Below are 11865 nucleotides of genomic sequence, written 5' to 3'. Positions count from 1 at the left end.
ACCGCGTTTCCGCATCCCCTCCGCTTCGGTAAGGCGGTGTTTAGGCCCACAACAAAAAACCTGCAAGAGGAAATCTTCACACAACCGTCGTTTTTCTCCAGTACCCTATGTTTCCTTGACCCAAACGCGCAAACTTTCTGCAGGGAACACCCTGCGCGGCTGACCATGCCCGGCCGAAAGCCCGGACTTTTGCTGGAAACCGCATACTGAGGCGATTCCCGGCCGACAGGCCGCCCTCAGATCTTGCGCGTTGTGTTCGTCATGCCAGCGCGAGAATCCCTCGGCCGATCTGACGGGGCCTGTTTTCGGCGTTCTGGTCCGGGCATCATGTCGTGAGTCCTCTGGCGTCGTGCGGCCAGTCAACGACAGCCCCACTTCAGCTGAACGCGGCGAGATCAATCAAGATCCGTCCCGAACGCCGGACAAGAGTCGCCGCCTTGGCAAAGCGATGCCCCCCCCCGGTCGCGGTACGGTCAGTGTCATATAGGTACATGCAGTGTCGCTGGACGGTCGATCAATGGGCGTGAACGAGGAGCGGGCCCGCACCCACATGACACTGTGGCCCCTCAGACAATAAGTATGATCCGCTTTGCCCATCCCGCCGGCAAGCGGCGACGGCCGTCAGTAGTTGCTTTTCTGGGACAGAACGACACCCAGCGTTTTGGCGATGATCGCCATATCCATACGAAACGACATGCTGTTGATGTATTCGATGTCGTACAAGATGCGATCACGCCCCTTTTCCAGGGTCTCAACCGGCCCGCTGTTACCCTGGACCTGTGCAAGACCGGTTATTCCGGGCCTGACAGCATGGCGGGAGTGGTAGTAGGCTATAGCACTGTCGGCCCGCACACCCTCAACTTCCATATCAAGCGGGTGCGGGCGCGGGCCAACGACCGAGAGCCGCCCGCACAGGACATCCCAGAACTGCGGCAGTTCGTCCAGACAGGTCCGCCGCAAAAGGGCACCCAAGCGGGTAACACGCGCATCATTACGCATTGTTTGTTGGCGCCCGCCAATATCGGTTGCCGCGTGATGCATGGTGCGAAATTTTGTGACGAGAATAACTCTTCGATCCAGACCGAACCTCGGCTGACGAAAGAATACCGGACCCGAAGACTCAGCCTTTATTGCAGCCGAAATAAGCAGAATAAGCGGCGCGACTGAGATCAAAGCGGTGATTGCAAAGACCTTGTCAAACCATGGCTTAATATGAGTCCATGATTGGCCACCCATCGCGCCAGCAGAAAGCTCATAGGTATCAGTTGAAACACCCAGCAAAACGCCGGGACTATCTTCCTTGATCATAACTTTATCCAAGTTGATCGCTAAATTGGCAATAACTCTCTGAAGGATACCGTGATGCCAGAGTGAGTCAAGAAAATGTTAACCACTTGTTAACGATTGTTAACCATAGATTGATTATCGGATGGAGGTGCAATTTTAAGATGAATCGTCAATTCACCCCAGAACGCGCGATAGCCTCTATCATTAGTATGCGGATAGGTACTTCAGTATGTTCTATTGATCTGGCACCGATGGATTTTACACGAAACATGTGGAAAAACCGATGAAGCGATCAAACATCAATACACCGCGCCACAGGTGGATACTTCAAAAAATACATGTAAAACAATTGGTAACAGCCTGTACTCACTATGCGCAGGCTGCATTTCAGCATGCAGCCCTTATGATAGTGCCATCGCGCCTTATCCTCTAAGGTTGGCAGGCCTCATATTGCCATAGTGATTGCTGATCCGGTCCGGCCTTACGTGCCGATACCGATTCTGCAACGACAAGGTGCCACCGTTCTGAAACGAATGGGTGGTGCACGATACTGATTCGCACTGTGCCGGACCGGCTTTCATTGCATACATCCGGGCACTGTCTCTACCTGACTGAGCAGCGAGATATCACTCCGGTCAGGCGCTTTCATTTTGAACAGATACCAATAGACGGAGCGGGACCAGATTGCGGGCGAAGCATCGGGTCAGATGCGTCTGGCAGAGCGCATACGAAGCTGGGCTGATTGCCTGCATTCTGCGCAGAGATTATGTCCCCTGACATATATTCACAGTGGCCGCCGCAAGGAACAAATAGCGTACGTACATAATATTTTACGAAATCAGAATTTAATGATACGTTCCTTAAAATAAGATCAAGCCAATGCGATTCCATACACAGGCCTCCAGTCGTTAAGCGTTCCTGGAGGCACAGCCAAAAATTCCTTCGCTCCGTGCATTTTAACGCGGTCACTCAATTATAGGTTGCAATCAGGACAGTTGTTCATGCGCTTTGCTATTACCCATCCTACTTCCTGGCCTTGGGTTCGGAGAGGATCCGAAAGACTTTTAAATGATCTGTCGGTCTATCTTGCGGCGCGCGGGCACGACGTTACCGTCATCACCTCGTCTCCGGACGGACCTGGCGAAGACCGCGCGGAGGGGGTCAGACGGGTTCTTCTGCCCCAACGTCTTGAAAAGTTTAGAAAAGTCAGACAGATCAACGGCTTTCACGCCTTTGCCTTTGACTGCGCACGTGCGGTGCGCGACGGGGAATTCGATGCCGTTCATTGCCTTGGGTATCATGAGGCATGGGGGATTCTGCGCCAGTATCGCGGCAAACCCCGCCCGCGCCTTGTCTACCAGATGACGGGCATTCCGCTGGCACAATACTTTCGTGCGGTTCCATTTGACCGGATCATGTTTGACCGGGTGATGCGCGGCGCGGATAACGTGATCTGCCTGTCGCATTTCGCGCGCGACAGTATGAAGCGCGACTTTGGGCGTGACAGCATTCTGATTCCCTCGCCCACCGATACGGCCCCCTTCAACGCCCAGAAACGCATCATCCCTGACCGCCCACGCATCCTGTTTTGCGGGGATGCCGACGAGCCGCGTAAAGGCGCGCTTTTGCTGGCGAGGGCCTTTGCGCGGCTGGACCGGCCGGATATCGAACTTCATCTGTCGGGGCGCTGCTCGCCAGAGACAGAGCGCCGTATCCGGGCCTGTCTGCCGATGGCCATGCAGAGCCGCGTTATCTTCCATGGGCTTGGAAAGGTTGAAGACCTGCCAGCGCTTTACGCGTCCGCGGCAGTCGCCGTAAATCCGGCGGTATGGGAGGCGCTGGGGAATGTGCTGATCGAAGCCTTGGCCACGGGAACCCCGGTTGTTGGCTGCGATCACGGTGGCATTCCTGACATCATCACCTCCGATGACGTTGGCGCATTGTTCGCGCCGCAGATGCAAAAGGGTGTCGCAACAGATGCCCGCGCGCTGTGCAAAGCGCTGGAGCATGGGCTGGACCTATCTACGCGGCGGAAAACGACAGAGATCTGCCGCGCCCGTGCCGCCGCATTCAGCTGGGAACGGCTTGGCCCCCTGTACGAAGCAGCCCTGACCGGCCATCGGGCAGAGGTGGCCGCATGAGATATCTGACCGCAATACTTGCCCTTTGCAGCGTCCTGCTGGCGGGAGCCGCGCAAGCACAGGAACAGATGCCGCGCCTTGCCCCAGGCGATGTGCTGACCATCCGCGTGGCACGTCTGCCCGAACTGGACCGCGACGCCATGATCGGGCCGGATGGCACCATTCGCATTGCAGGTCGCGCAGTGGCGGTGTCCGGGATGGATCTCGATGCCGCGCACAACGCCATTGTGACCGCAGTGAAGCAGGAAACCGGGGCCGCACCGCCTTTCGTTCTGGTCGACGTGCTGGAGTGGCGGCCTGTGGCGATTTACGGCGCCGGGGTACGCAGCGGGGATGTTCCCTGGCGGCCCGACATGACCGTACGCCGCGCCGTTGCGACCGTTGACAGCCGCCTGCGCGACGACGACAGCCCGCAGCTGATCGAGGTTCTGGAAGGTCAGCGGGCGGCAACCCGGATTCTGGATGAAACCGACCGGCTGGCACGTGCGCTGGTGCAAATCTCCATTCTCAAGGCTGAGTTGGATGACGGGGCTGCTCTGGCCGATGCGGGCGCAGATGAGCTTGATCCTGCGGTGCTGGACCGTATCCGCGTGATCGAAGCCGAGGTGCACGCCTTGCGGCGCGAGCGTCTGGCACAACAACGGGAAAACCTGGCCTCGCAGCGGCTTGCGGTCACCCGCCAGATTGACTCGATGGCCGAGGAACTGGATCTGCAGCGCCGGCGCGTCGGCCTGTTCGAAGAGCAGCTGGTGACGGCGGAAACCCTCACCGCACGCGGCCTTTCAACTCAGGATCGTGTCAGCAACCGTCAGGCAGACCTGATGAACGCCCAGCTTCTGGTGGTGCGACTGATATCTGAACGGGCCGAGGCCGAGTCGCGGCAGATTCTGATCGACAGCCTGATCAATGAACTGGGCACGAGCTGGACGCTCGATCTGACGACCGAACTGAATACGGCACAGGCAACCGCGATCTCGGCACGCAACGCACTGGCGCTTGCCCGTCAGGATCTGGCGGCCAGCGAACAGATCCTTGGGGCCGTCAGCCTTGAACCGGCCAAGACGGCCTATGCGATCCACCGTAAAGCCGAGACCGGAGTCGTTGCCCTTGCCGCCGAGGCAGACACAGCGGTTCAGCCGGGCGACATCATTCAGGTGATCCGCAAATGACGGCCCGGACCGGATCCGCACGCGCCGGGGCGCTGGCTCTGATTGCCAAGCTTGCCGGGGCGGCTCTGGGAATCGTTGTGAATGTCGTTCTGGCCCGCCTCATGGGGCCAGAGAGTTTTGGCCTCTATGCTTTGGGCATCGCCTTGGGGTCGATCGTGGCGGTCGTCGCGTCGGGGGGAATGCCCTTTGGGGCGGTTCGTTTCCTGCCGGACTACCTTGCGCGCGGCGATTTCGCGGCCCTGCGGGGGTTTTTGCAGGCCAGCCTTGTCGTGACAGTACTTGGTGGCGCGCTTTGCATAGCGGCGATGCTGCTGAGCGTATCGCTGCTGGATCAGACCAACCTGATGGTGCCGGTACTGCCATGGGCGGCGCTCATGGTGTTGCCGGCAGCGCTGGCCCAAAGCCTTGCGTCCCTGCTGCAAGCCCGCGGTCACGTGGCCGGGCCAGAGATCGTGCAAAGTCTGGTGCGGCAGGGGGCCACTCTGGGCCTGATCGGGGTATGGATCGCGCTTGGCGGGGCGCTGGATTTCCGCAGCGCGCTCGGGCTTGCGGCATTGGCCGTCGCACTGGCCGCCTTCGCGCTGTGGTTTCACCTCATGCGGTTGGGACGCAACGAGCCACGCCCCACCGCAGCAACGCGCGAAGGGCTGCGGCTGTGGATGGGCGCAGGCGCGGGGATTCTGGTGATCCTGATCATGGCTGCGCTGAATGAACGGGTGGATCTGTTTGTGCTGGGCTGGCTGGCGACCCCCACCGAACTGGGCATCTATTCCGCCGCCGTGCGGATCGCCTCGGTCGCGATCCTCGCATTGGCCGGGCTGGGCGCTGCCTATACGCCGCGTATCGCCGCCGCTTGGGCCAGACGTGACCGCCTTGAGGTCGAGCGGCTGTGTCGCGAAGGCGCGCTGGCAGGCACGGCGTTGACGGTTGCGATGACACTTGGCGCCTATATTTCCGGCGATTTCGTGCTGTCGCTGTTCGGACCGGAATTCCCGGCGGGTGCCACAGTGCTGACGATCCTACTGGCAGCGCAGGTCACCGTCGGGGCGATGGGAATGGCCAGCGGTCTGGCGGTCATTTCCGGCAATTCGCACATCGCTCTGACCGGGGTGGCCCTCGGGCTGGTGGTGAACGCGATCATCGGCATTCTGCTGGTTCCACAGCTTGGAATGACCGGCGCCGCCATCGGCGTTGTCGCCGGGTTTGCGGTGTCTCAGGCCGTGATCGGCATCTGGTGCAGCCTGCGTCTGGGGTTGCGCGCAACGTTGCTGCCCATTGGCCGCAGAGTGTCAAACGTGGGGGTGGGCCATGCCTGATCGCCTTCCCTTTGTCAGCGTGATCGTGCCCACCCATAACCGACGCGACTCGCTGGTCACCTGCCTCAATGGTTTGCTTGCGCAAGACTACCCGCCTGACCGTTACGAGATCCATGTTGTCCACAACTGGAGCGATGACGGCACCGATGCAGCGGTCGCTGCCATCGCGCAAACGGCACCTGTGCCGATTCATTATGCCCGGCGCAACGGTCGCGGCCCGGCCCCGTCCCGTCAGTTCGGGGCGCAGGCGGCCATCGGATCTGTTCTGGCCTTTATTGATGACGACTGCGTGCCGCTTCCGGGTTGGATCACTTCCGGGGTTGCCGGATTTGGCCCCTCAACCGGCTTTGTGCAGGGGGCAACCTACCCAAACCCGGCACACCAGCGGCGGATCTTTGAAAAGACGGTGCATATCCCCGCACCATCGCCTTGGTTCGAAACCTGCAACATCTTCTATCTGAGCGAAGCATTTGAGGCCGTTCAGGGCTTCACCGGCCCCTTTGGGGATCTCTTCTATGGCGAAGATACCGATCTGGGCCGCCGTGTTCTCGCGGCTGGGTATGACGCGGGCTTTGCGCCGGATGCCGTTGTATATCACGACATCACAGCCCAGTCCGTTCGCCGCTGGCTGATGGAATGCTGGCATCTGCGCAATATCCCCATGCTTGTGCGGCGCTGGCCGGGACTGCGCGATGCCCTGTTTCTTGGTGTCTTTCTGAACCGGCAGACTGCGGCCTTTGATCTGGGTGTGCTGGGCCTGCTGTCCGTGCCGCTGGTCGGTTCTTCGGGCTTGCTGGCCTTTGTGCCGTTCTTCTTTGTGCGGATGCTGGAACCCGGGCGGTACCGGAATCCCATTGTGGTCGCATTGCGGGCGGCCTTTGGTCTGCCACGATCCGCCGTGACCTTTGCCGCGCTGGTGACCGGATCGGTGCGCCACGGCTCCCCTCGCGAGGGGGGGATCGTGCTGTGACACAGGTGCTTTTGATCCACGAACGGTTTTCGCCAGACAGCGGAGGCGGCGGCGAATACGTGGCGTTGGAACGTGCCCGCTGGCTGATGCGCAGCGGGTGTCAGGTCCGGGTGCTGTGTGCGGGCGATCCGTCGATCACCGAGGTTGACGGAATTCCCACACGCCGCTTTGCCGTACCGCGTCAGGCCATGCTGCTCTTGCTGCCACAGGCGGTGGCCGAGGCGCGGCGCGCCGACATCGTGCACGCCTTTACCTTTCACGCGGCCCCCCTTGCCTATGCCGCCGCCCGTATTGCCGGGCGTCCGGTGGTTTGCGAACAGCTTGGCCTGTTCGGCCCCGCCTGGCGCGAAATGCGTGCAGGGATTGCCGGCCGAATCCTTGAACGGATCGAGCGCTGGCAACTGCGGCTTCGGTTTGACGATCATCTCTTTCTCAGCCCGGCATCGTTCGACATGGCCCGCCGCCTGGGGTTCGGTGGAACCGGCAGTATCGTCACGCCGGGCATAGACGCACCGTCTGCCGGAGCGTGGGACAAACCTGCAGCGGCCCCGGTGCTGTTTGCGGGCAAACTGGACCGGCGCAAGGGATTTGACCGTCTGTGCGCCGTGGCAGAGTCGATGCCCGACATCCGGTTCGAGGCGGTCGGCTGGTCAGACGGCCCATTACCAAGCGCGCCCGATAACGTCGCCATCATCGAAGGGCGCGGCGCGGTCTATCGTGCGGCTCTGGCACGGGCATCCGTGTTGTTTATGCCATCGCGTGCCGAGACCTTTGGCCTCGTGATTTTCGAGGCGATGCAGGCCGGTTGCAGCATCGTGTCGACCATTCCGGCGGACTACCACGGTGTCTTGCTGGACCCATGGGATCACGACGCAGCAGTCCGCGCGATCCGTGCCCGCACCGACGACCCCAGCCTCGCCCTGAGCGAGGGGCGTGGCAACCGCGCAACCGCCAAAAGCCTGTCCTGGCAGGCCAGCAGCGACGCTGTGCTCGCCATCTACCGAAAACTTCTTTCAGAACCCAAATTCAAAGGATCAGCCAATGAGCCCCAATGATAGCGGCGATATTCGTGCGATGTCACGACCTGACACACGCTGGGTGAACGGAGCCTCTCCCAAACGCATTCTGGTCACCGGCGGGGCGGGCTTTCTGGGAAGTCACCTGTGCGAACAGCTTTTGAGCGAAGGCCACGAGGTGCTCTGCGTGGACAGCTACATTACCGGGCGGCGCAGCAACATCGCCCATCTGATGGACCATCCGCATTTTGACACGCTGCGCCACGATGTCATCAACCCGCTTTATGTCGAGGTGGACGAGATCTACAATCTGGCCTGTTCCGCCTCGCCCATGCACTACCGCGCCGATCCGGTACAGACGACAAAGACCTGCGTGTTGGGGTCAATCAACATGCTGGGTCTGGCAAAACGGCTGAAGGCAAAGGTGCTGCAAGCCTCGACCTCCGAAGTATACGGCGATCCTGTCGTTCATCCGCAGACTGAAAGCTATTGGGGCAACGTCAACCCGATCGGCCCCCGGTCCTGCTATGACGAAGGCAAACGCTGCGCCGAAACGTTGTTCTTTGACTATCACCGGCGACACAACGTCGAAATAAAGGTGATCCGCATCTTCAACACCTACGGGCCGCGCATGCACCCCAACGACGGGCGCGTGGTGTCAAACTTCATCGTTCAGGCACTGACCGGGCAGCCCATCACCATCTTTGGCGATGGCAGCCAAACGCGGTCGTTCTGCTACGTCGATGATCTGATCCGCGGCATGATCCGGCTGATGAACACCCCCGCCGACTTGACCGGCCCGATCAATGTCGGCAATCCGAACGAGTTCACCATGAACCAGCTGGCAACGCTGGTTCTGGAAATGACAGGCTCGCGGTCGCAGATCATCCGCATGCCGCTGCCAGAGGACGACCCGGTACAGCGGCGGCCCGATATCACCCTGGCAGGCCGTACTCTCGACTGGGCACCCACCATCGAGCTCGCCGAGGGGCTTCAGCGCACCATCGACTATTTTGACGGGCTGCTCTCAGCCCCACCCGAAATGTTTGCTTATCAAGACACGTCCAAAACCACTTTCAACGCAGGAGCTCATCATGGCTAAGCCCGTTTCAAAGGAGCGTTCCGACATCCCCGTGGTCATTTTGTGCGGCGGCGAAGGGACACGGATGCGCGAAATGACCGATCGCATTCCCAAACCGCTGGTCGATATCGGCGGCAAGCCGATCCTGCTGCACATCATGGAAATCTATTCCCGGCAGGGCTTTACGAATTTCATTCTCTGCCTTGGCTACAAGGGTATTCTGATCAAGGAATCCTTTCTGGATTACGAGGTGCGCAGCCGCGATATGGTGCTGGATTTCCGTCAGGGCGAACGCAAATTCATCGGCTCGGAAACCTCGGCCTACAAAGACTGGCGCATCACCTTCGCGGAAACCGGCGAAACCACCCAGACCGGCGGCCGTGTCGCACGTATTGCACCCTATGTGACGGGCGACCGCTTCATGCTGACCTATGGCGACGGCTTGTCAGACATCGACCTGCATGCCGCACTGGATTTTCACGAAGCCCATGGTCGTGTCGGCACGGTGACAGGCGTGCAGCCGTCATCGCAGTTCGGTGTCATGGCGGTCGAAGGCGACAGAGTGCGCGCCTTTGCAGAAAAGCCGCGGTCGCCGGACATGGTCAACGGCGGATTCTTCATCTTTGAGCGCAGGTTTCTGAATTACGTGAAACCCGAGGTGAACTGCATTCTGGAGCGTGAGCCGCTGGAGCGGCTTTCGGCGGATGGCCAGCTCAAGGTCTATACCCACCGGGGGTACTGGCGCTGCATGGATACGTTCAAGGATTACCGCGAACTGAACGATGGCTATGCCGCGGGCGTAACACCCTGGCTGCCCGCCGTTGCCCAGCAAAGCGTCGCTTCATGAAGACTGCGATTGTCACCGGGGCCACAGGGTTCATCGGCAGCAGGCTGATCGCTGCGCTGGTGCGTCGTGGTGTATCGGTCACGGCCATCTCGCGGCGAACCTCCGGCCCATGGCCGGGGGTGATCCGGGTGGTGGCGCAGGACTCAGACCTGACCGCTCTGATCGCCGATACAAATCCAAACGTGGTGTTTCATCTTGCGGGCGTTTCGGAAGAGGCGGCGGCGCGCAAAGACCCCGCGCACGCGCTGGAGGTGAATGGCCGCGCCGTCTGGCAATTGATGGACGCTGTTCTCCAGTCCGGCCGGCGACCGGCAGTTGTCTTGGCATCCTCCATCGCTGTCTATGGCGAAAACCGGGGCGCCCCCGCGTCAGAGACAGACCGGCTGCTCGGCGAGGGCCCCTATGAGCTGTCAAAGATCGCGGGCGAATGCGGCGCGCGGGCTTTTGCCGCTCTTGGGTTGGCCACGCGGATCGCGAGGATCGGGAATGTCTACGGCCCGGCTGATCGCAAGGTCGGGCGGCTGATCCCCGACACCCTTGAGGCGATCCGCACCAACCGTGCTCCGGTCCTGCGCGCGCCGAATTCCTTGCGCAGCCATCTGCATGTCGAAGATTGCGTCAGAGGGCTGATCGCGCTGGGAAGCGAGCGCGGGCTCGCGCTTGACGGACGGGCCGTCAACATCTGTGACGAGCACGGCATCACAAATCTGGATCTGGTCCAACTGCTGTTGGCGCAAGCCGGGCGTGACGATCTGCACCCCGACCTTTCCAACAGCGGGCAGGCTGCTTCGGTGCGTCTGGCCAGCGCAGCCTTTGCCCGGCAAGCGCTTGGCTGGCAGCCGGAAATCACGCTTGAACAAGGGCTTGGGGATCTTCTTGAAAGGTCGGCAGCATGACGAAGACACCGTTAATCGCTAACACCTACAACGGCTTGCGCGTCATGGTCACCGGGCATACCGGGTTCAAGGGTGCGTGGTTATCATTATGGCTGTCCGAAATGGGCGCGCATGTGGCTGGCTTCAGCCTGTCTGTTCCCACCACCCCCTCTGCGTTTGAGCTTTTCGGTGCCGGTGCCGTCGAGCGGGATCTGCGCGGCGACATCACCGATGTGCCCGCTGTCCTTGCCGCCATGCAGGAGTTTGCGCCGGATCTGGTGTTTCACCTTGCCGCCCAACCGATTGTCCGGCGGGCGGTGCGTGATCCGCTGGAGAGCTTTTCGGTCAACGTGATTGGCACCGCCGCCGTGCTCGAAGCGGTGCGGCAGACACCCTCTGTGCGCGCCTGTCTGGTGATCACCAGTGACAAGGTTTACCTGAACGACAATGCCGGTCGCGCCTTTACCGAAGACGATCGCCTTGGCGGTCACGAACCCTATGGTGCCAGCAAGGCGGCGGCAGAAATTGTCACGGCGACCTATCGTTCCGCCGGTTTTCATCGCGGCGCCGGGTCAGCCAACCCCTGCGTCGTGGCCACCGCCCGCGCGGGCAATGTCATCGGTGGCGGCGACTGGGCCGCCGACCGGCTGATCCCTGATGCGGTGCGCGCGATCACCGAAGGCACGCCGATTGTGATCCGCAATCCACGCGCCACCCGGCCCTGGCAGCATGTTCTGGAACCGTTGGGCGGATATCTGTTGTTTGCTGACCGGCTTTTGTCATCGCCGGAAGCGATGCCGCCCGCGCTGAACTTTGGTCCCGGCGCCGAGGCGGAACAGGATGTCGAAACCGTGGTGCGGCGCTTCCTGGCCGAAATGCAGCCCTTTGCCGCAGACCTGCGGATCGAGCCGGACACATCCGGGGCTGAGGCCACCAAACTGATGGTCGATTCCTCCCTCGCGCGGCGCAGTCTTGGCTGGGCCCCGGCGTGGTCATGGGAACAAGCCATCGTGCGGATCGCAGACTGGCACCGCGCCCATTTGTCTGGCGATGCCGACATCGCTGCACTGACACGTGACCAGATCAAGGCATACCGGGAGGGGGGGAGCGTCGATGCGTTTAGATGACTGGCGCGGTGCGAGAAAACACACCGTTGTGATACC

The 11865-nt window shown here is 60.9% G+C and carries 11 protein-coding genes; 10 read left to right on the top strand and 1 reads right to left on the bottom strand.

Going from position 1 to position 11865, the window contains the following annotated elements; genetic code table 11:
• On the top strand, nucleotides 1-210 hold a 210-nt coding region (locus D1012_RS23030), incomplete at its 5' end, for a hypothetical protein (protein WP_233517153.1).
• Between the two features lie 411 nt (nucleotides 211-621).
• Here D1012_RS23030 and D1012_RS16215 read toward each other — a convergent pair.
• Entirely contained in the window at nucleotides 622-1308 is a 687-nt protein-coding gene (locus tag D1012_RS16215; protein WP_118154601.1) for a sugar transferase, read from the bottom strand.
• Nucleotides 1309-2288: 980 nt separating this feature from the next.
• Between D1012_RS16215 and D1012_RS16210 the strand changes: the two genes are divergently transcribed.
• Genes D1012_RS16210 through rfbG form a run of 9 tightly spaced genes read left to right on the top strand, consistent with a single transcriptional unit; the run spans nucleotide 2289 to nucleotide 11829 of the window.
• On the top strand, nucleotides 2289-3428 hold the full coding sequence (locus tag D1012_RS16210; RefSeq protein ID WP_118154598.1) for a glycosyltransferase family 4 protein: 1140 nt from the start codon (nucleotides 2289-2291) through the stop codon (nucleotides 3426-3428).
• A complete protein-coding gene (locus D1012_RS16205; RefSeq protein WP_118154595.1) occupies nucleotides 3425-4597 on the top strand; it encodes a polysaccharide biosynthesis/export family protein in 1173 nt (390 codons plus the stop codon). The genes D1012_RS16210 and D1012_RS16205 overlap by 4 nt, the downstream gene beginning before the upstream one ends.
• A complete protein-coding gene (locus D1012_RS16200; protein ID WP_118154592.1) occupies nucleotides 4594-5913 on the top strand; it encodes an oligosaccharide flippase family protein in 1320 nt (439 codons plus the stop codon). The genes D1012_RS16205 and D1012_RS16200 overlap by 4 nt, the downstream gene beginning before the upstream one ends.
• Nucleotides 5906-6883, top strand: a complete 978-nt coding sequence (locus D1012_RS16195) for a glycosyltransferase family 2 protein (RefSeq protein ID WP_118154589.1) — start codon at nucleotides 5906-5908, stop codon at nucleotides 6881-6883. Before D1012_RS16200 ends, D1012_RS16195 begins: the two co-directional genes overlap by 8 nt.
• Nucleotides 6880-7938 (top strand): glycosyltransferase family 4 protein, encoded by a 1059-nt coding sequence (locus D1012_RS16190; protein ID WP_147335720.1) that lies wholly within the window; start codon nucleotides 6880-6882, stop codon nucleotides 7936-7938. The genes D1012_RS16195 and D1012_RS16190 overlap by 4 nt, the downstream gene beginning before the upstream one ends.
• 19 nt (nucleotides 7939-7957) lie before the next feature.
• Nucleotides 7958-9001 (top strand): UDP-glucuronic acid decarboxylase family protein, encoded by a 1044-nt coding sequence (locus tag D1012_RS16185; protein ID WP_118154678.1) that lies wholly within the window; start codon nucleotides 7958-7960, stop codon nucleotides 8999-9001.
• Nucleotides 8994-9827, top strand: coding sequence for a sugar phosphate nucleotidyltransferase (locus D1012_RS16180; RefSeq protein WP_199489531.1), 834 nt, complete (start codon nucleotides 8994-8996; stop codon nucleotides 9825-9827). Before D1012_RS16185 ends, D1012_RS16180 begins: the two co-directional genes overlap by 8 nt.
• Nucleotides 9824-10723, top strand: coding sequence for an NAD-dependent epimerase/dehydratase family protein (locus D1012_RS16175; protein WP_118154581.1), 900 nt, complete (start codon nucleotides 9824-9826; stop codon nucleotides 10721-10723). The genes D1012_RS16180 and D1012_RS16175 overlap by 4 nt, the downstream gene beginning before the upstream one ends.
• Nucleotides 10720-11829, top strand: coding sequence for a CDP-glucose 4,6-dehydratase (gene rfbG / locus D1012_RS16170; protein ID WP_118154578.1), 1110 nt, complete (start codon nucleotides 10720-10722; stop codon nucleotides 11827-11829). The genes D1012_RS16175 and rfbG overlap by 4 nt, the downstream gene beginning before the upstream one ends.
• Nucleotides 11830-11865: the final 36 nt, after the last annotated feature.

The organism is Pseudotabrizicola alkalilacus, assembly GCF_003443995.1.
Taxonomy (GTDB): Bacteria; Pseudomonadota; Alphaproteobacteria; order Rhodobacterales; family Rhodobacteraceae; genus Pseudotabrizicola; species Pseudotabrizicola alkalilacus.
Note: the sequence above shows the minus strand (reverse complement) of the source record. Positions and strands in the feature narration are given on the sequence as shown.

Coding starts and splice junctions, on each gene's coding strand:
- D1012_RS16215 (WP_118154601.1), bottom strand. CDS start 1,308: ATGATCAAGGAAGATAGTCCCGGCGTTTTGCTGGGTGTTTCAACTGAT.
- D1012_RS16210 (WP_118154598.1), top strand. CDS start 2,289: ATGCGCTTTGCTATTACCCATCCTACTTCCTGGCCTTGGGTTCGGAGA.
- D1012_RS16205 (WP_118154595.1), top strand. CDS start 3,425: ATGAGATATCTGACCGCAATACTTGCCCTTTGCAGCGTCCTGCTGGCG.
- D1012_RS16200 (WP_118154592.1), top strand. CDS start 4,594: ATGACGGCCCGGACCGGATCCGCACGCGCCGGGGCGCTGGCTCTGATT.
- D1012_RS16195 (WP_118154589.1), top strand. CDS start 5,906: ATGCCTGATCGCCTTCCCTTTGTCAGCGTGATCGTGCCCACCCATAAC.
- D1012_RS16185 (WP_118154678.1), top strand. CDS start 7,958: ATGTCACGACCTGACACACGCTGGGTGAACGGAGCCTCTCCCAAACGC.
- D1012_RS16180 (WP_199489531.1), top strand. CDS start 8,994: ATGGCTAAGCCCGTTTCAAAGGAGCGTTCCGACATCCCCGTGGTCATT.
- D1012_RS16175 (WP_118154581.1), top strand. CDS start 9,824: ATGAAGACTGCGATTGTCACCGGGGCCACAGGGTTCATCGGCAGCAGG.
- rfbG (WP_118154578.1), top strand. CDS start 10,720: ATGACGAAGACACCGTTAATCGCTAACACCTACAACGGCTTGCGCGTC.